Source organism: Gillisia lutea (assembly GCF_021568705.1).
In the GTDB taxonomy this organism is placed as follows: domain Bacteria; phylum Bacteroidota; class Bacteroidia; order Flavobacteriales; family Flavobacteriaceae; genus Gillisia; species Gillisia lutea.
In genome coordinates, this window is sequence record NZ_JAKGTH010000010.1 from 294,486 (window position 1) to 316,735 (window position 22,250).

General features: G+C 35.8%; 23 protein-coding genes and 3 tRNA genes. 11 read left to right on the plus strand and 15 right to left on the minus strand.

All coding sequences use genetic code 11. The features are described from left to right. Positions 1 to 4: 4 nt before the first annotated feature. The gene (locus tag L1I30_RS12460; RefSeq protein ID WP_236134623.1) at positions 5 to 457 is read right to left on the minus strand and encodes an SRPBCC family protein; all 453 of its coding nucleotides are present in this window, start codon (positions 455 to 457) and stop codon (positions 5 to 7) included. Positions 458 to 657: 200 nt separating this feature from the next. Between L1I30_RS12460 and L1I30_RS12465 the strand changes: the two genes are divergently transcribed. The 5 genes from L1I30_RS12465 (at position 658) to L1I30_RS12485 (ending at position 7,178) form a co-directional block, all read left to right on the plus strand. Continuing rightward, complete coding sequence (locus L1I30_RS12465; RefSeq protein WP_236134654.1) at positions 658 to 1,521, plus strand: peptidyl-prolyl cis-trans isomerase; 864 nt, start codon at positions 658 to 660, stop codon at positions 1,519 to 1,521. Next, the gene (locus L1I30_RS12470) at positions 1,481 to 2,938 is read left to right on the plus strand and encodes a peptidylprolyl isomerase (RefSeq protein ID WP_236134624.1); all 1,458 of its coding nucleotides are present in this window, start codon (positions 1,481 to 1,483) and stop codon (positions 2,936 to 2,938) included. The genes L1I30_RS12465 and L1I30_RS12470 overlap by 41 nt, the downstream gene beginning before the upstream one ends. A gap of 10 nt (positions 2,939 to 2,948) precedes the next feature. Then, a complete protein-coding gene (locus tag L1I30_RS12475) occupies positions 2,949 to 3,902 on the plus strand; it encodes an AAA family ATPase (protein WP_236134625.1) in 954 nt (317 codons plus the stop codon). A 305-nt stretch (positions 3,903 to 4,207) separates the two neighbouring features. Then, positions 4,208 to 6,475, plus strand: a complete 2,268-nt coding sequence (locus L1I30_RS12480; protein ID WP_236134626.1) for an aconitate hydratase — start codon at positions 4,208 to 4,210, stop codon at positions 6,473 to 6,475. Between the two features lie 142 nt (positions 6,476 to 6,617). Further along, a complete protein-coding gene (locus L1I30_RS12485) occupies positions 6,618 to 7,178 on the plus strand; it encodes a TlpA family protein disulfide reductase (protein WP_236134627.1) in 561 nt (186 codons plus the stop codon). Between the two features lie 8 nt (positions 7,179 to 7,186). Here L1I30_RS12485 and L1I30_RS12490 read toward each other — a convergent pair whose 3' ends face one another. From L1I30_RS12490 to L1I30_RS12510, 5 genes are read right to left on the minus strand one after another with little or no spacing between them, the layout of a single operon-like run. Continuing rightward, the gene (locus tag L1I30_RS12490) at positions 7,187 to 8,323 is read right to left on the minus strand and encodes a lycopene cyclase family protein (RefSeq protein WP_236134628.1); all 1,137 of its coding nucleotides are present in this window, start codon (positions 8,321 to 8,323) and stop codon (positions 7,187 to 7,189) included. A 19-nt stretch (positions 8,324 to 8,342) separates the two neighbouring features. After that, positions 8,343 to 8,792: a sterol desaturase family protein gene (locus tag L1I30_RS12495; RefSeq protein WP_236134629.1), complete on the minus strand. Its 450-nt coding sequence runs from the start codon at positions 8,790 to 8,792 to the stop codon at positions 8,343 to 8,345. Further along, complete coding sequence (locus L1I30_RS12500) at positions 8,792 to 9,631, minus strand: phytoene/squalene synthase family protein (protein WP_236134630.1); 840 nt, start codon at positions 9,629 to 9,631, stop codon at positions 8,792 to 8,794. The genes L1I30_RS12495 and L1I30_RS12500 overlap by 1 nt, the downstream gene beginning before the upstream one ends. After that, positions 9,628 to 11,094 (minus strand): bifunctional phytoene desaturase/3,4-desaturase, encoded by a 1,467-nt coding sequence (crtID, locus tag L1I30_RS12505; protein WP_236134631.1) that lies wholly within the window; start codon positions 11,092 to 11,094, stop codon positions 9,628 to 9,630. The genes L1I30_RS12500 and crtID overlap by 4 nt, the downstream gene beginning before the upstream one ends. Further along, positions 11,087 to 11,992, minus strand: a complete 906-nt coding sequence (locus L1I30_RS12510; RefSeq protein ID WP_236134632.1) for a MerR family transcriptional regulator — start codon at positions 11,990 to 11,992, stop codon at positions 11,087 to 11,089. Before L1I30_RS12510 ends, crtID begins: the two co-directional genes overlap by 8 nt. Before the next feature lie 252 nt (positions 11,993 to 12,244). On the opposite strand from L1I30_RS12510, the gene L1I30_RS12515 reads away from it, so the two are divergent. After that, positions 12,245 to 12,694: a hypothetical protein gene (locus L1I30_RS12515; protein ID WP_236134633.1), complete on the plus strand. Its 450-nt coding sequence runs from the start codon at positions 12,245 to 12,247 to the stop codon at positions 12,692 to 12,694. A gap of 61 nt (positions 12,695 to 12,755) precedes the next feature. Here the strand turns inward: L1I30_RS12515 and L1I30_RS12520 are convergent. From L1I30_RS12520 to L1I30_RS12530, 3 genes are all read right to left on the minus strand, one after another. Continuing rightward, positions 12,756 to 12,839, minus strand: a tRNA-Leu gene (locus L1I30_RS12520). Between the two features lie 74 nt (positions 12,840 to 12,913). Continuing rightward, positions 12,914 to 12,986: transfer RNA gene (locus tag L1I30_RS12525), tRNA-Lys, on the minus strand. 37 nt (positions 12,987 to 13,023) lie between these two features. Beyond that, positions 13,024 to 13,096: transfer RNA gene (locus tag L1I30_RS12530), tRNA-Lys, on the minus strand. Between the two features lie 122 nt (positions 13,097 to 13,218). On the opposite strand from L1I30_RS12530, the gene L1I30_RS12535 reads away from it, so the two are divergent. Beyond that, complete coding sequence (locus tag L1I30_RS12535) at positions 13,219 to 13,737, plus strand: shikimate kinase (RefSeq protein ID WP_236134634.1); 519 nt, start codon at positions 13,219 to 13,221, stop codon at positions 13,735 to 13,737. Here the strand turns inward: L1I30_RS12535 and L1I30_RS12540 are convergent. From L1I30_RS12540 to L1I30_RS12550, 3 genes are read right to left on the minus strand one after another with little or no spacing between them, the layout of a single operon-like run. Further along, the gene (locus L1I30_RS12540) at positions 13,732 to 14,232 is read right to left on the minus strand and encodes a phosphoribosyltransferase family protein (protein WP_236134635.1); all 501 of its coding nucleotides are present in this window, start codon (positions 14,230 to 14,232) and stop codon (positions 13,732 to 13,734) included. The two genes, L1I30_RS12535 and L1I30_RS12540, sit on opposite strands and share 6 nt — an antisense overlap. A 7-nt stretch (positions 14,233 to 14,239) precedes the next feature. After that, positions 14,240 to 14,821: a methyltransferase gene (locus tag L1I30_RS12545; protein ID WP_236134636.1), complete on the minus strand. Its 582-nt coding sequence runs from the start codon at positions 14,819 to 14,821 to the stop codon at positions 14,240 to 14,242. 2 nt (positions 14,822 to 14,823) lie between these two features. After that, positions 14,824 to 15,216, minus strand: coding sequence for an RNA-binding S4 domain-containing protein (locus tag L1I30_RS12550; protein ID WP_236134637.1), 393 nt, complete (start codon positions 15,214 to 15,216; stop codon positions 14,824 to 14,826). 77 nt (positions 15,217 to 15,293) lie between these two features. On the opposite strand from L1I30_RS12550, the gene L1I30_RS12555 reads away from it, so the two are divergent. Then, complete coding sequence (locus L1I30_RS12555) at positions 15,294 to 16,256, plus strand: FKBP-type peptidyl-prolyl cis-trans isomerase (RefSeq protein WP_236134638.1); 963 nt, start codon at positions 15,294 to 15,296, stop codon at positions 16,254 to 16,256. Between the two features lie 68 nt (positions 16,257 to 16,324). Here L1I30_RS12555 and L1I30_RS12560 read toward each other — a convergent pair whose 3' ends face one another. The 3 genes from L1I30_RS12560 to L1I30_RS12570 all read right to left on the minus strand — a co-directional run bounded on the left by L1I30_RS12560 (position 16,325) and on the right by L1I30_RS12570 (position 18,918). After that, on the minus strand, positions 16,325 to 16,921 hold the full coding sequence (locus tag L1I30_RS12560) for an outer membrane beta-barrel protein (protein ID WP_236134639.1): 597 nt from the start codon (positions 16,919 to 16,921) through the stop codon (positions 16,325 to 16,327). Positions 16,922 to 17,041: 120 nt separating this feature from the next. Next, complete coding sequence (locus tag L1I30_RS12565) at positions 17,042 to 17,995, minus strand: transketolase family protein (RefSeq protein WP_236134640.1); 954 nt, start codon at positions 17,993 to 17,995, stop codon at positions 17,042 to 17,044. Positions 17,996 to 18,072: 77 nt separating this feature from the next. Then, the gene (locus L1I30_RS12570) at positions 18,073 to 18,918 is read right to left on the minus strand and encodes a transketolase (RefSeq protein ID WP_236134641.1); all 846 of its coding nucleotides are present in this window, start codon (positions 18,916 to 18,918) and stop codon (positions 18,073 to 18,075) included. 169 nt (positions 18,919 to 19,087) lie between these two features. Here L1I30_RS12570 and tgt point away from each other — a divergent pair, with 169 nt between their 5' ends. From tgt to L1I30_RS12585, 3 genes are read left to right on the plus strand one after another with little or no spacing between them, the layout of a single operon-like run. Next, on the plus strand, positions 19,088 to 20,218 hold the full coding sequence (gene tgt / locus L1I30_RS12575; protein WP_236134642.1) for a tRNA guanosine(34) transglycosylase Tgt: 1,131 nt from the start codon (positions 19,088 to 19,090) through the stop codon (positions 20,216 to 20,218). 1 nt (position 20,219) lies between these two features. Continuing rightward, entirely contained in the window at positions 20,220 to 21,296 is a 1,077-nt protein-coding gene (locus L1I30_RS12580; RefSeq protein ID WP_236134643.1) for an LptF/LptG family permease, read from the plus strand. Next, entirely contained in the window at positions 21,283 to 22,194 is a 912-nt protein-coding gene (locus L1I30_RS12585; protein ID WP_236134644.1) for a DMT family transporter, read from the plus strand. The genes L1I30_RS12580 and L1I30_RS12585 overlap by 14 nt, the downstream gene beginning before the upstream one ends. Positions 22,195 to 22,250: the final 56 nt, after the last annotated feature.

A 22,250-nucleotide genomic window follows, 5' to 3' on the forward strand; every position in this document is an offset into this window, starting at 1 on the left:
ATAATTACTTGTTCAATATGCTCGTTCCGTTTTCAACAAAGGCTTTAAAATCCTGCATATATTTCAAGGATTGTTTTTTAAAAATACCGGGCATTAGTGTTCCCAAGATTTTCATGAAGCCGGAGAATTCAAAATCGTTGTAAGATATCCAAAGTGTAGCATTTTCCGATTCTACTTCAAAATAATTTTTTTGAATGTTAAAAACCCCCTGGGCATCATAGGAAAGATGTAATTCGTTAGGTGAGTTTTCCTTAATTATAGTTTCTATCATTTCAATTTTACGATTCCCCATCTTATACTTCAGTCTGGAGCGGGCGTCCGGCTTTCCCTGTATCCCGGTAATATGTTTGTATGAAATAAACCCCTTCTGCCAGTGCTTAAAATTTTTAGGATTTTTCAATTTAGCAACAACTTCTTCGCGGGGGGCATGAATAATGATCTCCTTTGAGTAGTTCATAATACAGCCTTTTTAGGATTCTCTAAGTTAAATAGAATTTTGATTTTTATTGTATAATTTCCTGATTATGGAAACGTTTAGGTATTAGCTTGTACATGCAAGAGGATTTCTTATTTTTGTCGGGATATTTTTTATTTATTTGATTGTCTTTCAACCTAATTCTTATTTGTAGGAGAATCAATATTAATTTTATGAAATTGATGCGGAAACACATCTTGAAATTTACTGTGATATTAGTTCTGATGTTTCTTCAGGCATGCAATTATTTTGAAAAGGCCGAGGAGCGAGAACCTATTGCCAGGGTGAATGACAGCTATCTTTATAAGGAAGATGTTGAAGCCTTGGTAGGAGAAGGTATTTCTTCAGAAGACAGTACGTTAATAGTGTCTAATTTTATAAATAGATGGGCCACCCAACAGCTGCTAATTGACGGAGCTAAATTCAATTTAAGTAGCGAGCAGCAAAACGAATTTGATGAATTGGTGCGAAACTATAAGAATGAACTGTATACTAAGGCTTATGCCGATGCTTTGGTTGCTAAGCGATTAGATACCTCTTTTAATGGAAATGAGATCAAAAAATACTATCAGGAACATCTGGATAATTTTAGATTGAATGAAGATCTTGTAAAATTGAGATATATCAACCTTGATAAGAATAGCATTGATTTTTCTGATATAAAGAAGAAATTCATACGTTTCAACGATCAGGATAAAAGCGAACTGGATAAGATCTCCCTTCAGTTTAAAGCCTATTCGTTTAATGATTCTGTTTGGGTAAGCACCAAATCTGTATACGACAGAATTAGGCCGCTTAACGACGGGAATAAATCACAATTATTAAAAAAAGCGAATTTTCTTCAGCTTGAAGATTCATTAGAAGTATATTTGGTGTATGTAAATGATTTACTGTTAAGAAATGACCAGGCACCGCTGGAATATGCAACTTCCACAATAAAACAGATTATTTTAAATAAGCGAAAAGCAAATCTGGTTAAAGAATTAGAAAAAGACATAACAAAAGATGCAATTGAAAACGAACAATTTGAAATTTATAATCAATAACTGCGCAGCTTTACTTTTAATAGTAGGGATTGGCAAACAAGCCAAAGCACAAGAAGTAATAGTAACCGATAGTACTTCAATACAACCTAAGGAAGAACTGGTTAAAGAAGAGACTAAAACACAAGAATTTAAGCGAACCAAAGTAGACGGAATAGCAGCTGTGGTTGGTGGATATGTGGTATTAGACAGCGATGTTGATATGATGTATGCCGATCTTAAAAGTCAGGGAGTTTCTACTGCCGATGTTACCGATTGCCAGTTAGCAGGAAGCATCTTAGAGAATAAACTATATGCTCATCATGCCATCCAGGATAGTATCTTGGTGTCCGATGCAGAGATAAGAAGTTTTGTAGATCAGCAAATAACCGGGATGGTGGGGCAATTAGGTTCTATAGATAAGGTCTTGAAATTCTATAAAAGAGATTCTGAACAGGAGTTTAGAAATGAAATGTTCGAATTGAATAAGCAACGTGAACTTGCAAGTAAAATGCAACGAAATATTGTAGAGAATGTAGAAATAACTCCTGACGAGGTAAGAGCTTATTTTGAGGGGATAAAAGAGGAAGAACGTCCTATTTTTGGCGATGAGGTTGAAATATCGCAAATTATAATAAAACCAGAAATCCCTGAAAGTGAAAAACACAAGGTAATTGAAAGACTTAATCAATTTAGAGAAGATATCATAGATAACGATGCCAGCTTTGCAACCAAAGCAGTATTATACTCTCAGGATCCGGGATCAAGTAGTGATGGTGGTAGAATGATAATTACCAGAAAAGATGGTCTGGATAAGGATTTTAAAGATACTGCCTTCAGTTTACAAGAGGGAGAAGTAAGTGAGCCATTTGAATCTCAGTTTGGATACCATATCATTAAAGTAGAAAAGGTAATAGGGCAAAACCTAGAGATAAGACATATTTTACTAATCCCAGATGTTACCAACGCTACTGTTGAAAAAGCGAAGAAGCAAATAGATAGTATTAGAACTGCCGTAGTTTCAAAAGATTTAAGTTTTGGAGAGGCTGCGAAAAAGTTTTCAGACGAAGAAGAAACGGCAGCGAACAAAGGAAAACTTATTAATCCTACTAATGGTGATACGAGGTTTCAATTAACTAAAATAGATCCAGATCTGTATGGTCAGGTTGTAAATTTGGAAGAAGGAGAAGTGTCTCTTGTGTTAACCGATCAGGATCGTACAGGAAGAGTTTTTTATAAGATTATTACTTTAGATAAAAGATACCCTGAGCATAAAGCAAATTTTGCTCAGGATTATTTGAAGATAAAAGAACTGGCTTTACGTGACAAGCAATTAAAAGCTATTGATAAATGGCAACAGGAAAAAATTGCGGAAACCTATATTAAACTAAACGGGAAATATCGTAACTGCGATTATAACAGTAATTGGTTAAAAAATTAAATAATTACGAATGTCTGATGTTGCTGCCGTTAAAGATTTAGTTGAAAAACATAAACGCCTGAAGCAGGAAATTGCTAAGGTAATTATCGGTCAGGAGCAGGTGGTAGATCAAATTCTACTTGCTATATTTTCTGGAGGACATGCTTTATTGATAGGCGTGCCCGGCTTAGCTAAAACTTTAATGGTTAATACAATTGCTGAAGCCTTAGGTTTGAATTTTAAAAGAATTCAATTTACACCAGACTTAATGCCCAGCGACATTTTAGGTTCAGAAATTTTAGATGAAAACCGGCACTTTAAATTTATTAAAGGGCCGGTTTTTTCAAATATCATCTTGGCTGATGAGATTAATAGAACCCCGCCAAAAACTCAGGCTGCTCTTTTAGAGGCGATGCAAGAACGTGCGGTAACAGTAGCAGGTAATCATTATAAATTGAGTTTGCCTTATTTTGTTCTGGCGACTCAAAATCCTATCGAGCAGGAAGGGACATATCCTTTACCAGAAGCTCAGTTAGATAGGTTCATGTTTGCCATTCATCTGAACTACCCCACTTTTCAGGAAGAAGTCGACGTGGTTAAATCTACCACCGGCTTTAATACAGCTAATATCAATCCGTTGTTTACTCTAGAGGAGATCATTAATATTCAAGAACTTGTGAGACGAGTTCCTGTGGCTGATAATGTGGTAGAATATGCGGTGAGACTGGTTGGGAAAACCCGACCTCAAAGTGAACTAGCACCAGAGATAGTTAATAACTTCTTAGATTGGGGAGCAGGACCAAGAGCTTCACAAAATTTAGTATTGGCTGCAAAAACTCATGCGTTGTTAAATGGTAAATTCTCTCCGGATATTGAAAATATTCAAGCTGTGGCAATTGGCATTCTTCGCCATAGAATTATTAGAAATTATAAAGCGGAGGCAGAGGGGTTAACCGAAGAAGATATTATAAGGCAGTTATTCTAAATTCCTAAGTCGCTTTATATTCAACTTTCCGGTTAATGGCCTAATAGTAAGGTGTTGCTGCTTTTACATTTTTTAATACAGCAATTAAGTGCTACAAGAGAATACTATGAGTAATAGAAAGTCGTCTTAATTTGTCAAATTCCTAATTTTTATCTCTTTAAATTCGATTTGCTTAAATTTGATATTCATATTTTAAGAATTATTAAATTATTGTTAGCGAATTGCTAAATAAGCCTATGATTTTTAAAATCCAGCGATAATTCGTAATTTCGCAAGACTTTTTAGAACATTAAATCAAACAAGAAATGGCGTACGATATTGATATGATCAAGAAGGTTTATAGCCAAATGACCGAGCGTGTAGAAAAAGCACGTGAAGTGGTTGGTAAGCCTTTAACACTTTCAGAAAAAATACTTTATTCTCATTTATGGGATGGTAATGCAACACGAGGTTTTACCAGAGGGAAGGACTATGTAGATTTTGCTCCAGACCGTATTGCTTGTCAAGATGCAACTGCGCAAATGGCGTTGTTACAATTTATGCAGGCAGGGAAGAAGAATGTTGCAGTACCAACTACGGTACACTGCGATCACTTGATCCAGGCAAAAATGGGAGCTGCTATCGATCTTCAAACCGCCAATAAAAGCAGTCACGAAGTATTTGAATTTTTGGAATCTGTTTCTAATAAATATGGAATTGGATTCTGGAAACCGGGTGCAGGTATTATTCACCAGGTTGTATTGGAGAACTACGCATTCCCAGGTGGAATGATGATTGGAACCGATTCTCACACGGTAAATGCCGGTGGACTTGGAATGATTGCCATTGGTGTTGGTGGAGCCGATGCTGTAGACGTTATGGCTGGAATGGCTTGGGAACTTAAATTCCCTAAACTTATTGGAGTAAAATTAACCGGAAAATTATCTGGTTGGACAGCTCCAAAAGATGTTATACTTAAAGTTGCAGGGATATTAACCGTAAAAGGTGGTACCGGAGCAATTATTGAATATTTTGGAGAAGGAGCTCGCTCTATGTCTTGTACCGGTAAAGGTACTATTTGTAATATGGGAGCTGAAGTTGGAGCAACGACTTCTACTTTCGGATACGATGATTCTATGGAGCGTTATTTAAGAGCTACCAATAGAGCTGATGTAGCCGATGCTGCAAATGAAGTGAGAGAACACCTTACTGGAGATGCAGAAGTATATGCTAACCCTGAGCAATATTTTGATGAAGTAATTGAGATCAACCTTTCTGAACTTCGTCCCCATTTAAACGGACCATTTACGCCAGATTTAGCTACTCCTATTTCTGAAATGGCTGAGAAAGCTAAAAAACACGACTGGCCTATTAAAGTGGACTGGGGACTAATTGGTTCTTGTACCAACTCATCTTATGAAGATTTAACCCGTGCCGCTTCAATTGCTAAGCAGGCGGTAGATAAAAAGGTTAAGGCGAAATCTGATTTTGGTATTAACCCGGGGTCTGAGACTATCCGTTTTACAGCAGAGCGCGACGGATTACTTCAGATTTTTGAAGATCTTGATGCTACTATTTTTACCAATGCATGTGGACCATGTATCGGGCAATGGGATAGAAGTGATAGAAAAGGGGAAGAGAAGAACACTATTGTGCACTCTTTTAACCGTAACTTCTCTAAAAGAGCTGATGGAAACCCAAACACCCATGCTTTTGTAGGTTCTCCTGAAATGGTAGCGGCAATTGCAATTTCCGGAAGATTGGATTTTGATCCTACCAGAGATAAATTATTAAATGAAGATGGAGAAGAAGTGATGTTGGATGAACCAACAGGAATTGAACTTCCTCCAAAGGGATTTGATGTTGAAGATCCCGGATATGTAGCTCCATCACCAGATGGTAGTGAAATTGAAGTTAAGGTTGCTTCAGATAGCGAGCGTTTACAATTATTAGAGCCGTTTAAGCCTTGGGATGGTAAAAACCTTACAGGAGCTAAATTGCTTATTAAGGCCTTTGGAAAATGTACTACCGACCATATTTCTATGGCCGGGCCATGGTTGCGTTACAGAGGTCATTTAGATAACATTTCTAATAACATGCTTATTGGTGCTATCAATGCCTTTAATAAGAAGACCAACTTTGTGAAAAATCAGATCACAGGAGAGTATGACGGAGTGCCAGCAGTGGCTCGTGCCTATAAAGCAGCCGGAATTCCAACTGTAGTTGTGGGAGATCATAACTATGGAGAAGGTTCTTCACGTGAGCATGCAGCTATGGAACCTCGCCATTTAGGGGTGAAGGTTGTATTGGTAAAATCGTTTGCGCGTATACATGAGACCAACCTGAAAAAGCAGGGAATGTTAGGTCTTACATTTGCTAATGAAAGTGATTACGATCTTATTCAGGAAGATGATACGTTTAACATTATCGACCTTGAAAACTTTGCGCCAGACAAGCAACTTACTATAGAAGTTGTACATGCCGATGGAAGTAAAGATATAGTTATGGTTAACCATACTTACAACGATTCTCAAATCGAGTGGTTCAGAAAAGGATCTGCTTTAAATTTGATTAAATTGCAAAATGCTGGTTAAACATTTGTATAATTTGAACGAAAAACTCCCGCTTTTGTGGGAGTTTTTTTTTGTTCACTTCTATGAAATTTAGAATTTCAGGATTATTTTTATTCCCTGAAAGAGATCAGCAATATTTCGACTAAACCTGAAATTTTAAAGCATGAAATTATTCAAAAATCAATGGTCTAATATTATTACCGCTCTAATAGTATTGGTTCTTATTATTCCCGGAACACGTAAGCCTATCCAAATATTTGTAAATAAGTTGCTTTCTTTCAGTCCGTCTGTTACTTCTGAAGAGGATAGAGAACGTCTGGTAGATTATAACTGGGTCTTGGAGAAAAATAACAAGGATAGAGTGGAGTTCTCTCAGTATGAGGATAAAGTGGTGCTAATAAATTTCTGGGCTACCTGGTGTCCTCCCTGTATTGCTGAAATGCCAAGTTATGAGTTGTTATATCAGGATTATAAAGATAAAGTGGTTTTTCTTTTTGTTTCTTCAGAAGACAGAGATGCTGTTAAAGGATTTTTGGACAGAAAGAACTATAGCCTTCCAGCATACAGGCCCTTAAGTGAAGCCCCAAAACCTTTAAATGGTTCTACCTTGCCTACCAGTTATTTAATAGATAAGACCGGTAAAATAGTAATTGAAAAAGTGGGTTCAGCAAATTGGAATAGCGCAAGTGTAAGGGAGACTATAGATAAATTATTGGAGGAGTAATATCTCAATTAGAATGTTTTTCTGAAGAAAGATCTAATAAATTCAGGGTGGTATAAGGACCACATTATTTTTAATTCTTCTCTTAATGAAGTTTCTTCATCTAAGTATTCAAAGATGTGTTCGATAGAGTTTTTTCTATAGAATTTGGCGAATAATTCTTCTCCCATTTCATTATTGTTAAAAAGAACATCAAGGAAAATAGCATCATACCATCTTGATCTTTTTTTAAGCAATTTATAAGAAGGGCGTTTCCCCAGTTTAATATTCTGTAGCATCAAACTTATCTTTTTTTCTGTATGCTTAAAGGAATATCCCGTTGAAGCCTTTACCCAAGACCCCGCAGTTCCTATTTTAGTAACTTTGGAATTACTGTGCTTATGGAAAGGAAAATCAGTCATTGGGATAATTCCCTTTTCAGTTTCCAATATTTTGTATTCTGAAAGCTGTAAATTTTTCTCCAAATATTTTTTCAGCATTTCATCATATATTTTATCCTCCGTCAGGAAAGGGGTGAAAAAAGTAGATTCTACCAGCGCTTTTGTTTCAGAAATAGGAAGTACATATATAAAACTTGTTGTGTCTTTATACTTCCCTCTGTAATCCATCATTGTGAATTCTGAAGGATTGAATTGCGATGAAGGGGTTTCAATCATCCATCCCTTGAAATGTTGAAAGATCTTAGTAGAAGCATTGTCTTCGAGGTACTCGTTGGAAACACGGCTGTCGAAAAAGTGGGTTACAAAATAGGTGTCCTTTTCTCCTATTGCAATAGAATTTTTTTCGTCAATATCTATAATGAGATCTTCTATGAATTCAAACTGTGTTGTTTTTCGCAATTCAGCCTGAGCAAAATCATAGAAATCAATAGATCTCAACATTTTGTAGGTGTAGGGTAGGAGTGCTAATTCAAGTTTTCCTTCAGAAGAAAAAAAGTTTGCTTTTGTCCATCGTTTGGTAATAAGTGAATCCCATTTTCCCGGACCCTTTTCCCAAAAACACCAGGTTTTATCATTGCTCTTTTTTGAAGAGGGTTCAATGATGGCTATACGCTTATTACTGAAAAAATCATCTTTATGAAATGCTAACGCAAGCTGCAGTCCTGCCAGTCCTCCGCCAATTATGATGTAATCAAACTCTTTAGACATAGAAGATTATTTTAAGAATCTATTTCTTAAAATATTTAATTGGTACCCAAAGCATTCCGAAACACTCCCCGTGATCTTTCCCTAAATGTTTATGGTGCATTTTATGGGCACGACGCACACCTTTAGCATACCGGTTATTGGCATTTCTGAATATCTTAAAGCGTTGATGAATAAAAATATCATGCACGGTAAAATAGGCAATTCCGTAAGCTAGAATTCCAGCGCCAATAGGTAAGCCAATCCACAGGTCGTTGTATTTCCATGACAGGAAGAAACTGATACTTACAATTGCATAAAAAACAAAGAACAAATCGTTGCGTTCCCACCAACTGCTATGGTCCTTCCTGTGATGATCTGCATGGAGTTTCCATAAAAACCCGTGCATTACATATTTGTGAGTAAACCAAGCCATTCCCTCCATTATTAAGAAGGTTCCTAAAAATACCAAGATCCAAAGTAAAATATCCATTATATTAAATTTAATCTATATGATATGTATGATTTTGCTAATAGTCCCGCTTTTTGATAGTTGGGCACACTTATTCTTTTATTCTTAATTTCTAAAGATGGAGTTTTTTTCAATTTATGCAGTAATTTATAATAATAGATATAAGCTGTGTAAACTCCGAATTTGGCTTCTACAGGTAGTTTGGAAATTCCTTTTAGTCCCTCATGGAAATCGGCCTCGATTTCTTTAATAATTCGCTGTTTGCTTGTTTCATCTAAAGCATTCAAATTAGTATTAGGAAAATAACTCCTACTAAGATCTTCAAAATCGGCTTTTAGATCTCTTAAGAAATTGACTTTTTGAAATGCCGAACCTAAGTGCATTGCCGATTCTTTTAGATCATCATACCTGTTCTGATCGCCATTTACAAATACCTTTAAACACATCAAGCCAACCACATCGGCACTGCCATAAATATACTCTTTATATTCCTGTTGTGTAAGATAAACTGATTTATGCAGATCTAACTTCATGCTTTTTAAAAAGGCATCATATAATGATTTTTCAATCCCGTAATTATGAACGGTCTCCTGAAAGGAATTGAGAATTGGATTTAAACTAATTTTATTATCAATAGCTTTGTATAGGTCATTACTGAAGTCCTCTAAAAGTTCCTCTTTATTGTATCCATGAAAGGAATCCACGATTTCATCGGCAAATCGAACAAAACCATAAATATTGTATATATCCTGGCGAATGCTCGGGGCCAGCATTTTGGTTGCCAGGGAGAAGGACGTGCTATAAGCCTGGGTTACAGTTTTACTGCAGGCTTTTGAAACTGTATCAAAAATTGATTTCATAATTTATGTTCTTTTTGAATGAGTCCGGAAACTAATTTTCCTGAAATAAGGGAAGGAGGTACTCCCGGCCCCGGCACTGTTAATTGTCCGGTAAAAAATAAACCTTCTACTTTGCTGCTTTTTAGCTTAGGGCGCAAAAAAGCGGTTTGTAAAAGGGTATTTGCCATGCCATATGCATTTCCTTTGTAACTATTATAGTCTTTAATAAAATCGTTTACACAAAAGGATTCTTTAAAAAGTACGTTATTTCTAATACTTTGGTTTGTTATTTCTTCAAACCGACTTAGTATTTTATTGAAATATTCTTCTCTAAGGGCTGGAGTATCTTTTAGTCCCGGAGCTAACGGGATTAAGAAAAAGCCATTTTCACAACCTTCTGGTGCTGTTTCAGGATCTGTTATCGAAGTGAAATTTGCGTAAAATAGTGGTTCTGATGGCCATTTTGGTTCATCATAAATATCTTTGGCGTGGGCATCAAAATCTACATCAAAGAACAGATTATGATGATGCACATTCTTTAATTTTTTATCAAATCCTACAAAGAAGAGCAGGGAGGAAGGCGCAAAGGTCTTTTTCTCCCAGTAATTTTCTGAATACTGTCGGTGTTCTGGCTCTAGCAAGGTTTCACTATGATGGTAATCGGCACCGCTTACAACGATATCAGTATCTATAACTTCTCCATTAATTTTGATGGACGTTACCTTTTTATTTAAAATATGTATTTTTTCTATGTTTGCATTCGTCTGTATTTTCACACCAAGGGAAAGCGCCAGTTGTTCCATCCCTTTTATAACTTGAAACATACCGCCCCTTGGTTGCCATGTTCCTAATCCGAAATCGGCGTAATTCATGAAGCTATAGAAAGATGGTGTATCACTAGGTTTAGCACCTAGAAATAGCACTGGAAACTCTAATATCTGGATAAGCTTTTCATTCTTAAATTCCTTGCGCACATCTCTGGAGATCGTACTAAAGAATTGCCCTATCTTTTTAATAGTCTTTGCTGTTACCAGCTCTAAAGGAGAAACTCCAGGGCGGTAAACCAAGTCTTTAATAGCAATGTTGTAATTGTCTTGTGCGTGATCAATAAACTTTTTTAGTTTTACCGAGCTTCCTGATTCTTCTATTTCAAAAGCAGCATATATTTTTTCTAAAGTATCTTCTATTGTTATGCTTTCATCTTTGTTGAAGAAAACTTTGTAGGCGGGATTGAGTTTGTTCAGCTGGTAGTAATCTGAAGTTTTTTTATTAAAATCTGTGAAAAAGCTATCGAATACATCTGGCATCCAATACCATGAAGGTCCCATATCGAAAGTGAAACCATCTTTTTTGAATTGTCTCGCACGTCCACCTATACCATCGTTTTTTTCAAAAATAGTTACCTGGTATCCGTTTTTAGCCAGATAGCAAGAAGCTGCCAAGGAGGCAAATCCCGAACCAATTATGCTTACTTTTTTAGTCATTATAAATTAGTTCGTTTGAAAATTCTGGAATAGACTTATAAATCTTGATATTTTGTTGAAAATCTTCTGGTTCTAAATTTTGTATTCTTCCTCCTAATAAATAGAGATCTCGAGCCTTGTCAGTACATAATTCCTTGGTAAATTCATCAATAAAGTCAGGTAACTCAGTTGGAACTATAGTTAGATAGCTAATAAATTTTATATTAGGATGTATTTCCAGTAGGTATTTCATATCTCGTAAAGGCATGCTGGGTCCTAGGTAGATGGTTTTTTTATTATGTAGGTTGAGCTCGTAATTAAGATAGAGAATGCCTAGATCATGTATCTCATTCTCCGGTAGAAAGAGTACATATAGTTCGTCTTTATCGAAATTTTCAATTTCTTCGAGTTGTGCAATATTCAAATAAAGTTTTTGTTTAATCATTCCTGTTAAAAAATGTTCATGTACCGGATTTATAGTATCCGTTTGCCAAAGCAGTCCAATCTCATTTAACAAGGGAATAAAAACTTCTTGAAATATTTCTCTGAAGGATTTAGTTTGAAGCAGAAGATTGTAGGTTCCATTGAATAAGGCCTGATCGAAATTAATCATGGCGATTTTAAAGGAATTTACCGCACGATTTTCCTCACTGGCACTGGCAGCAACCTCTTTTACCATTTTATTGATCTCTGGATCACTTAGTTTGGCTATTCGGGATATTTTATAGCCATGTTCATTTAGAAAGGTTACATTCAAGATCTTTTGAAGATTACTGAGATCGTAGGTTCTAATATTGGTTTCTGTGCGATCCGGGTTTAAAATATTGTATCGCTTCTCCCAAATACGTATGGTATGAGCTTTTATACCGCTAAGGTGCTCTAGATCTTTGATGCTAAAATTTTGTTTCAGATGCTCCATTTCTAAATCTAATGAAAATAATATGTTTTAGACTGATGAAACAAAATGTTTAATCATTTATTTAAAACATTAAACAAAATTACTTAAAATATTCGATTATCAAATTTTTTAAATATATTTTATGAATATAATATTATTTATTAGTCTTTAGTAGCTTACTATTTTTAAACCTGAATCATCAAATTGTTGAATCTAAGAGCAGACTCTCTATAATATTGTCAATATGAAAAAGATTATTATACTTCTAATGCTGTGCAGTATTTTTATGCTTGTGAAAGCGAAGGACGCTCTTTGTGTTGCGTTAATATTGATACAGCAGTTTCTATCAAATTTGTAAATGCAGAAGGTCGCAATTTATTTGATCCTGAGGAGGGAATTTATACGGCAGCTGATGTGAATATCTTTTATAAGAAAGCAGGAGAATGGAAAGCATATTATAATGGCAACATGGATGCATCAAAGGGATTTTCTATTATTGAAATTGAAGATGAGAGTTATTTACAAATATTTCCCAGCGACAATATTATAGATAATAGTTATTCAGAAACGAAACTAGAGTTTTCTAATGGCGATCAAGACATCTTAAAAGTAGCGTTTAACTTAAGTGATAATAATACTCTGGCTAAAAAAGTTTGGTACAATGAAATATTGAAATATGAGGTTCCTGATGGAACACGCTATTTTACAATATTGAAAGAATAGAAGGGGAAGTGAAGTGTTACGACAATTAAAAAGAAAGTGGTTAACATCTAATGAGATTGAGTGCCCGGAGCGGGACTTGAACCCGCACGCCCTAATGGACACATGGCCCTCAACCATGCCTGTCTACCAATTCCAGCACCCGGGCTAATGAGCGATTAGAAAAGATCTTTCTAAGGGCTGCTATTATAACTTCAAAGAAAAGTTATAGAATTTAAAAAGTGATCTGGCTGGGGCTCGAACCCAGGACCCTCTCCTTAAAAGGGAGATGCTCTACCAACTGAGCTACCAGATCTAAATTTTCAATATAAATAAGAACTAACTTAAAAAAGTGATCTGGCTGGGGCTCGAACCCAGGACCCTCTCCTTAAAAGGGAGATGCTCTACCAACTGAGCTACCAGATCATGATGTGCATTGTTTTCTGTAATGCGGGTGCAAATATACTATCATTAATTTATTTTTCAAGAAGAAATTGATATAAATTTGCAAATGTTTTAAATTAATTTGTAAACCTCTCTTTTTCAGTATGAAAATATTTCTCTCCGGCTACATGGGTGTCGGTAAATCGGTAGTTTCAAGACAGCTTGCAGCAAAATTAGATTATCCTCTTATAGATTTGGATGATCAAATTAGTTTAATAGAGCAAAAATCCATTTCTCAAATTTTCAAGGAGAAAGGAGAACTCTATTTTAGAAAGTTGGAATCTCGTGTCCTCACTGATATTTTAGAAGATCCATCAAATATGATTGTAGCACTAGGGGGAGGAACTCCTTGTTATGGAATGAATATGGACCTTATTAAAAATAATACTTCCTCTAAAACTATCTACCTGAAAGCCTCTGTAGAGTTTTTAACTGAGCGCTTAAGTAAAGAGCAAGACTCTAGGCCCATGATAAGCCATCTTGTTAATAAGGCAGATCTTGAAAACTTTGTTAGAAAACATATGTTTGAACGGGCCTTCTACTACCATCAGGCAGATGTGTTGATTGATGTTGAAGGAAAAACTCCCCAAGAAATTGTAACAGAGATAGAAGCAAAGCTATAGTAATTCTACTTTATCTTTTCCTTTTGCAAAGCTTACCTGCACCGTTTCATTTAAAGAAGTAGAAAGAGATATCCCTTTAAAGTCTGCTTTAACGGGATATTTTTTATGACTTCTATCTACTAGCACTGCAGTTCTAAATTGCTTTAAAGGAACTTCCAGAAAATGTTTTACACCATAGATAAGGGTTGCTCCCGAGTTCAAAACATCGTCTGTTAGAACGATGGACTTATTTTGATAGGCAGAGGCAGGGATAGAGGTCTTAACCTCATCTAAAGGGTTTTTCTTGTTTACCTTTACCTCACAAAGCTCTATTTTTAGATCGGAGATTTCTTCCAATTCAGCTTTTAAGCGTTTAGCAAAAGTAAACCCGCTCTTTGAGATACCAGCGAGTATAATATAGGTTTCATTAACATTGCTTTCATAAATTTGATACGCTATACGCTTGATCTTATGTTTAATTTGCTCGTTATTTAAAATAATATTTGATGTAGGCATGGCGCAGTTATTTTTTCTTAAATATAAAAAACAATTCATTTCCGCTTCGGGGAGCAATAGAATTGTAGCAGGGTTCAAAGACTAAAGTTTCAAAATACGGACTAAAATAGTTTAAATATTCTTCTTTGCTACCACCAAACGGAGGACCATTTTCTGTAAGCTCAAAGTTGAATAATAAACCTGCAAACTTTCCTTCATCTTTTAACAATGAATGCATTTTCTGGGCATATGATTTTCGTTTGTTAACCGGGAGAGCACAAAAAAAGGTTTGTTCGAGAATGATATCGAACTTATCATTTAATGTGAAGAAATCGGCATTCAATAAATGTTCATCTGGAAATTCTGGAATTCGCTGTTTTAAGTTTAACAAAGGTTCTTTTGCGAAATCGAGTACATACACATTTGTAAACCCATTTTCAACTAAGTATTCAGCCTCGTGGGAGTTGCCAGCACCCGGAATTAAAATTTTTATGGATTTATCTTCTATTTGATCGATATATTCCTTTAGGGGTGTAGAAATAGCTCCTACATCCCATCCTGTATTATTTTCCTGGTATCTATTAGACCAGTATTCTGAATTTAACTCCATTTCTAATCCTTTTCTTTTTCAGGTTTTTCCGGTTCATCAAACCAGTCGTCTATATCCCTTCTGTCTTTCTTTGTAGGCCTTCCACTTCCTTTTTTTCTGTAATAATCTTTCGAGTATTTCAAAAGTTCCATTTTTTCAAAAGCTTCTTTCGGGGTAATGTCATTAATATATAACCCCACTAATTTAGCGCCTACTCTACTGGGAGGGAAATCTAAAACCTCAATCTGGTAATCTATTGGATTCTTTCTAACGGTGATCACATCTGTAGGGTAGATCTCCTTAGAGGGCTTTACATTCTCGCCTTTAATTTTCACCTTTCCCTGTTTACACGCTGTTGTGGCCAAACTTCTGGTTTTATAATAACGAACAGACCATAAAAACTTATCAACTCTCATAATTAGGTTCTTAAATCTATGTGATTTCTTAAGCAAAAATACAAGAATATTGTATCTTGCCGCCTTAAATTTACCTAATGATGAAATTGAATAAGTTGTTTATTATTGGAGTGTTGACAAGCACTTTTTTTATTTCCTGTAAAAATGATGATGATACTACTGAAGAAGTGGAAGTTCGCGATCCTGCAGAACAAGCAATTGAGGATGACGAGGCACTAATAGCTTATATGCAGACTCATTTTTATAACTATGAAGAATTTGAGAATCCACCTGCAAATTTTGACTATACCATAAAGTTTGATACGATCGCCGGGGCAAATTCTGGGAAAACACCTATTATTGATTCAGATCTATTGATGACAAAAACTGTAAATGTAGAGGACATAGATTACAATGTTTATATTTTAAAGATTAGAGAAGGAGCAGGAGATCATCCCACCTTTGCAGATTCTACCTTCCAAAATTATAAAGGTGAACTTTTAAATGGAACTACTTTCGACAATACGACAAACCCAGTTTGGTTTGATCTTCAAGGTTATGTTGGTACTGTTTATAATAACAACGGACAAGCAAGTCTAGCTAAAAAAGGCGGAGTGATTAGCGGATTTTCACAAGCTATGACTGAATTTGGTGAAGCTTCAGGCTTTACAGTGAATCCTGATAATACTGTGGAATGGAAAAATGATTATGGGGTAGGTGCTACTTTCTTTCCTTCCGGTTTAGGTTATTATGCTAATGGTACGGGGAGCATTCCTTCTTATAGCCCTTTAGTTTTTACATTTAAACTGTATGGTGTAAAGCAGGCAGATCATGACCAGGATGGTATCCCATCTTATATGGAGGATCTCGATGGTGATGAAAATGTGTTTAATGATGATACTGATGAAGATGGTTTGCCGAATAATTCTGATGCAGATGACGATAATGATGGAACGCCGACTAGAGATGAAATAACTATCAATGAAGATGGAAGTATTGAATTCCAAGATAAAAACAATAATGGAGTACCCGATCACTTAGATCCTGATGTGTTTGAGTAATTTCCAAAAAGTTTTTAAATAAAAAAAGCCACGAGTTATCGTGGCTTTTTTTATTTATGAGAAGAACTTTATTTCAAGTTATAGGATAAACTAAGTATCCATTGTGAGGGTCTAGAATCAATTTTAAAATTATTGTCCGAAGCCATTTCACCAAAAGCATTATTCTCTTTAAAGGCTCCTTCATATCTCAAATCCAATCCCAGACGTCCAAGATTTAAACCGGCTCCTAATTGGTAACCAAGAGTAATTTCATTGTCTACTTTGGAAACTTTTAAAGCAGAGTTTTCAAAATCGTTATTTAAAATATATTGAAAGGATGGTCCTGCTTTGATGTTAAGAGGACCAAGAACGTTAAGTCCTACTAATAAGGGAGCATCAATTTTGTCTATTTTGTAATCGAAGGTGTTATATTCGGTATTTAGGCGAGTATAAACTAATTCCGGTTGAATAAAAATTCCTACTACTTCAAATTTCCCAAAAACACCTAGGTGATATCCTGTTTTTTCTTTTCCATTTTCAATGGTGGTAACATCATCTGCTACTTGAGAGTAATTTTCGTAATCTCCGGTGGCTCCGTAGTTCAAACCTCCTTTTATTCCAAATGAAGATTGAGCCATGGCAGTTCCGCTAATAAAAACAATGGCTATAACAAGTAATTTTTTCATAAGTTCTGTTTTAATGTTAGGTGAGTATAACGCAGTAAATGTGCCAATTATTTCTAACTAAAAATATAAAAACCCTTCAAATATATAATTTGAAGGGTTAATTTATTGAGTGAATGAAGCTTATTTTCTTTTTATAACTTTTTCAGAAGCAGCAAAAATAGCTTCTGCATTTAAACCATATTTTTCCATCAACTGCTCGGGAGTACCACTTTCTCCAAAGGTGTCATTGGTACCAATAAATTCTTGAGGTGCTGGATTGTTCAAGCTAAGGGTGCGGGCAACACTTTCACCTAAACCGCCAATTATATTATGTTCTTCAGCAGTTACTACACATCCGGTTTTTTTAACCGATGCTAAAATAGCAGCCTCATCTAAAGGTTTTATACTGTGTATGTTAATTACTTCAGCGCTAATTCCTTTTTCTTCTAATTTTTCAGCAGCTATTAAAGCTTCCCAAACTAAATGCCCGGTAGCAATAATTGTTACATCGTTTCCTTCATTTAAAAGAACTGCTTTTCCTATTTCAAATTTTTGATCTTCAGGAGTAAAGTTTGCTACTTTTGGTCTCCCAAATCGTAGGTAAATAGGACCTTCATACTCGGCAATTGCAATAGTGGCTGCTTTGGTCTGATTATAGTCACAAGTATTAATCACCGTCATTCCTGGTAACATTTTCATCAATCCGAGGTCTTCCAGTATTTGGTGCGTGGCCCCATCTTCTCCCAAAGTCAGACCTGCGTGAGAAGCACATATTTTAACATTTTTCCCTGCATAGGCAACACTTTGGCGAATTTGATCGTAAACCCTTCCGGTAGAGAAGTTGGCAAAAGTTCCTGTAAAAGGAATTTTTCCTCCAATGGTCATCCCAGAAGCAATTCCTATCATATTAGCTTCGGCAATTCCTATCTGGAAAAATCTTTCAGGGTGATTGTTCTTGAAATCATCCATTTTTAACGAACCTGTAAGGTCGGCACAAAGCGCCACAACATTTTCGTTAGCTTTCCCTAACTCTGCCAATCCTGCTCCAAAGCCCGATCTTGTATCTTTATTTCCTGTATTTGTATATTTTTTCATCTTAAACTTTCTGGTTTTAAAATTTCAAAATCAAAGCATAGCTATAAAATTATCCATGCTTTGATTTTGAAATTTATTTAATAGTCTCCTAAGGTTTCTGGGTTTTGCCCAAGTGCATTTTCTAACTGCTCATCATTAGGAGCAACACCGTGCCACTTGTGTGAATGCATCATGAAATCTACCCCATTCCCCATCATAGTTGTCATTAAGATACATACAGGTTTTCCTTTTCCTGTTAGACTCTTCGCTTTATTTAAACCTTCTATGACCTTGGTAATATTGTTACCTTCTTTAACTTCTAATACAGTCCATCCAAAAGCTTCAAACTTTGCTTTAATGCTACCCATAGGTAAAACATCATCTGTAGAACCATCAATTTGCTGTCCGTTAAGGTCTACTGTAGAAATTAGATTGTCAACTTTTTTAGCTGAAGCATACATAATAGCTTCCCAGTTCTGACCTTCCTGTAGTTCTCCATCTCCATGAAGTGTGTATACTAAATGAGAATCGTTATTCAATTTTTTAGCTTGGGCTGCACCAATAGCAACCGACATTCCTTGACCTAAAGATCCTGAAGCAGTTCTCACTCCTGGTAAACCTTCATGAGTAGTTGGGTGTCCTTGCAGGCGAGAATCTATTAGTCGGAAGGTATTTAATTCCTCTACCGGAAAATATCCACTTCTGGCCAGTACGCTGTAAAAAACAGGTGAAATATGACCGTTAGATAAGAAGAAGAGATCTTCTCCTATTCCATCCATGTTGAAATCGCTATTATGCTCCATCACTTCCTGATACAGCGCTGTAAAAAATTCGGCGCAACCAAGGGAACCTCCAGGATGACCTGAATTTACCTTATGTACCTGCCTTAAAATGTCCCTGCGTACTTGGGATACAAAATCTTCTAGTTGTTGTGTGTTTGGCATTGTTGTGTTGTTAATTTAATTATGGCAAAAATAACCTTTAATATATTGAACTCAAAGCCCGAATTTACCAGTTATCAACGATTTGAACTAATTAACTAACAATTTTTAAATTTTGCTTCCTGTGAATTGAAATTTACTTGAGTATCTTTGCACTGATTTAAACGAAACTATGAAATTTGATCTTTTAACTACAGACCCCGGTAGTCAGGCAAGAGCAGGGAAAATTACCACAGATCACGGTGTTATTGAAACTCCTATCTTCATGCCGGTGGGTACAGTAGGCTCGGTAAAAGGGGTGCACCAGCGTGAATTGAAAGAAGAAATTAATCCAGATATTATATTAGGGAATACCTATCACCTTTATTTAAGACCACAAACGGAGATCTTAAGGAAAGCTGGAGGACTGCATAAGTTTATTAACTGGGATAGAAATATCCTTACCGATAGTGGTGGGTATCAGGTGTATTCGCTTTCAAGCAGAAGAAAGATCAAGGAAGAAGGGGTGAAATTTAAGTCTCATATAGATGGTTCTTATCACACTTTTACTCCCGAGAGAGTGATGGAAATACAGAGAACCATTGGAGCCGATATTATTATGGCTTTCGATGAGTGTACTCCTTATCCATGCGACTATAAATATGCAAAACGTTCTATGCATATGACGCATAGATGGTTGGATAGATGTATAAACCATTTAGAAAAGACTCCTTATTTATACGATTATACTCAGGCTTTTTTTCCTATAGTGCAAGGGAGCACTTATAAAGATTTACGTCAGCAATCTGCTGAATATATCGCATCGGTTGGGGCTGAAGGAAATGCTATTGGAGGTCTTTCGGTTGGAGAACCTGCCGAAGAAATGTATGCGATGACTGAAGTGGTTACAGCAATTCTTCCAAAGGAAAAACCTCGTTATCTAATGGGTGTAGGAACACCTATTAATATTTTAGAGAATATAGCGCTGGGTATAGATATGTTCGACTGTGTAATGCCAACGCGAAATGCCAGAAATGGAATGTTGTTTACAGCCCATGGTACTATCAATATAAAGAATAAGAAGTGGCAGGAAGATTTTTCTCCTATAGACGATATGGCCATTACATGGGTGGATACCGAATATAGTAAGGCTTATTTAAGACACTTATTCACAGTAAATGAAATGCTAGGAAAACAAATTGCGACCATACATAACCTCGGATTTTACCTATGGTTGGTTCGTGAAGCCAGAAAACATATCTTAGCCGGTGATTTTGCCACATGGAAAAATATGATGGTGAAGCAAATGGATAAGCGCTTGTAAATTGAAGATTCTCGACTGGTACATATTAAAACGGTATTTAGGAACTTTCATCCTGATGCTTTTGCTATTTATTCCTATTGGAATCACTGTAAATCTTGCTGAAAAAATTGGTAAGATTTTAGAGAATGAGGTTCCTTTTGTTGAGGTAGCTGCGTATTATTTAGATTTTACCATCTATTTTGCGAATCTTTTATTCCCGTTATTTTTATTTCTTTCGGTGATCTGGTTCACCTCAAAACTTGCTAATAATACGGAGATCATCGCTTTTTTAAGTAGTGGGGTTTCTTATTGGCGATTTTTAAGACCTTATTTAATAGGGGCTACCATTGTTTGTATTGGAGCCTTAGTTCTAAGCATGTATTTGGCACCCAAAGCCAGCAAAGGTTTTAATGAATTTAAATATGAATATCTAAAGAAGGGTAAAGAGGTTCAGGAAACAAATGATGTGTACCGTCAAATAAATGAGTCGGAATATATTTATGCCAGTAACTTTCAACCTTTAACAAAGGCAGCAAGAAATTTCACATTAGAGCACTTTGAAGGAAATAAGCTAAAATTTAAAATAAGCGCTTCCCGCTTGCAATATGATGATAGTTTGGGTACATATAAACTTACCAATTATGATAAAAGGATCGTAGGGGAAGAAGGAGATGTTATCCTGCATGAAAGTACTTTAGATACAGTTTTGCCATTTGAATTCGATCAACTTACTCCTGTGAATTATATCGCAGAGACTTTGAATTATAATGAGTTGAATGATTTTATAGCACAGGAGAAAAAAAGAGGTTCAGCTAATATGAACAGATACATGGTGGTAGCTTATAAAAGGTGGAGCTTACCGGTTTCAGCCTTTATATTAACCATTATTGCTGTGGCAGTTTCGTCGGTTAAGCGACGTGGAGGAATGGGGGTAAATCTCGCTTTAGGCATTTCGCTAGCGTTTATATTTATTTTCTTTGATAAAGTTTTTGGTACCATTGCCGAGCAATCTACATTTTCACCTTTGCTTGCAGTATGGTTTCCTAACATCACATTTGGAGTTCTGGCCATTTATCTTCTCATAAATGCAAAACGATAAACTTAAGAGCTATCTCCATTTTCATGTTATAGTTTTTATTTGGGGTTTTACCGCGGTGTTGGGGGCTCTTATTTCCCTAAATGCCGTGCCACTTGTTTGGTACAGAATGCTTCTTGCAAGTGTCTTTATTCTACTATGGATAAGATTCAAAAAGAAAAGTTTAAAAGTAGCTCCTAAAAAACTGCTTATTTTAATTGTCGCAGGTCTTGTAATAGCGGCTCATTGGTTAACATTTTTTGGAGCGATCAAAGTTTCTAATGTGTCTATCACTTTGGCTATGTTATCTACGGGAGCATTTTTCACATCAATTCTTGAACCTATTTTTTATAAACGGAAATTCGTTGGCTACGAGGTGCTTTTTGGTCTGGTAGTCATCGCAGGTCTCTACATTATCTTTAACGTTGAAACCGATTATTTCTGGGGAATCTTATTAGGCTTACTTTCAGCATTTTTGTCGGCGGTATTTACTATGATTAATGGGAAATTGGTACATCATGCCGCTCCTTCGGTGATTTCTTTTTATGAATTGTTAACCGGAGCTTTAGGAATAAGTGTCTATTTACTAATTGTTACTTTTTTGGGAGATGGTAGCAAAGGTTTTAATGCTGCATTCTTTTCAATCTCATTATCAGACTGGGGGTACCTATTTATTCTTGCTTCGGTATGTACTGCTTACGCTTTTATAGCCTCGGTAGCAGTGATGAAGCATTTAAGCCCTTATACCGTAATGCTAACTATTAATTTGGAACCTGTTTATGGAATTCTTCTGGCGTTTCTTGTTTTTGGAAGCGATGAAAAAATGTCTCCACAATTCTACTACGGGGCAGCCATAATCCTTGCTACTGTTATCCTTAACGGCTACTTGAAAACAAAACGTAAAATTAATAAGATATCTTAGGAAATCTTCCTTTCAAAGTTTGTTATATTTGTAGGCTAATAAAAAAACACCATAAC

Excerpts from the sequence above, each read along its gene's own strand:
- L1I30_RS12460 (WP_236134623.1), bottom strand. The coding sequence starts at position 457 with ATGAACTACTCAAAGGAGATCATTATTCATGCCCCCCGCGAAGAAGTT.
- L1I30_RS12465 (WP_236134654.1), top strand. The coding sequence starts at position 658 with ATGCGGAAACACATCTTGAAATTTACTGTGATATTAGTTCTGATGTTT.
- L1I30_RS12470 (WP_236134624.1), top strand. The coding sequence starts at position 1,481 with ATGCAATTGAAAACGAACAATTTGAAATTTATAATCAATAACTGCGCA.
- L1I30_RS12475 (WP_236134625.1), top strand. The coding sequence starts at position 2,949 with ATGTCTGATGTTGCTGCCGTTAAAGATTTAGTTGAAAAACATAAACGC.
- L1I30_RS12480 (WP_236134626.1), top strand. The coding sequence starts at position 4,208 with ATGGCGTACGATATTGATATGATCAAGAAGGTTTATAGCCAAATGACC.
- L1I30_RS12485 (WP_236134627.1), top strand. The coding sequence starts at position 6,618 with ATGAAATTATTCAAAAATCAATGGTCTAATATTATTACCGCTCTAATA.
- L1I30_RS12490 (WP_236134628.1), bottom strand. The coding sequence starts at position 8,323 with ATGTCTAAAGAGTTTGATTACATCATAATTGGCGGAGGACTGGCAGGA.
- L1I30_RS12495 (WP_236134629.1), bottom strand. The coding sequence starts at position 8,792 with ATGGATATTTTACTTTGGATCTTGGTATTTTTAGGAACCTTCTTAATA.
- L1I30_RS12500 (WP_236134630.1), bottom strand. The coding sequence starts at position 9,631 with ATGAAATCAATTTTTGATACAGTTTCAAAAGCCTGCAGTAAAACTGTA.
- crtID (WP_236134631.1), bottom strand. The coding sequence starts at position 11,094 with ATGACTAAAAAAGTAAGCATAATTGGTTCGGGATTTGCCTCCTTGGCA.
- L1I30_RS12510 (WP_236134632.1), bottom strand. The coding sequence starts at position 11,992 with ATGGAGCATCTGAAACAAAATTTTAGCATCAAAGATCTAGAGCACCTT.
- L1I30_RS12535 (WP_236134634.1), top strand. The coding sequence starts at position 13,219 with ATGAAAATATTTCTCTCCGGCTACATGGGTGTCGGTAAATCGGTAGTT.
- L1I30_RS12540 (WP_236134635.1), bottom strand. The coding sequence starts at position 14,232 with ATGCCTACATCAAATATTATTTTAAATAACGAGCAAATTAAACATAAG.
- L1I30_RS12545 (WP_236134636.1), bottom strand. The coding sequence starts at position 14,821 with ATGGAGTTAAATTCAGAATACTGGTCTAATAGATACCAGGAAAATAAT.
- L1I30_RS12550 (WP_236134637.1), bottom strand. The coding sequence starts at position 15,216 with ATGAGAGTTGATAAGTTTTTATGGTCTGTTCGTTATTATAAAACCAGA.
- L1I30_RS12555 (WP_236134638.1), top strand. The coding sequence starts at position 15,294 with ATGATGAAATTGAATAAGTTGTTTATTATTGGAGTGTTGACAAGCACT.
- L1I30_RS12560 (WP_236134639.1), bottom strand. The coding sequence starts at position 16,921 with ATGAAAAAATTACTTGTTATAGCCATTGTTTTTATTAGCGGAACTGCC.
- L1I30_RS12565 (WP_236134640.1), bottom strand. The coding sequence starts at position 17,995 with ATGAAAAAATATACAAATACAGGAAATAAAGATACAAGATCGGGCTTT.
- L1I30_RS12570 (WP_236134641.1), bottom strand. The coding sequence starts at position 18,918 with ATGCCAAACACACAACAACTAGAAGATTTTGTATCCCAAGTACGCAGG.
- tgt (WP_236134642.1), top strand. The coding sequence starts at position 19,088 with ATGAAATTTGATCTTTTAACTACAGACCCCGGTAGTCAGGCAAGAGCA.
- L1I30_RS12585 (WP_236134644.1), top strand. The coding sequence starts at position 21,283 with ATGCAAAACGATAAACTTAAGAGCTATCTCCATTTTCATGTTATAGTT.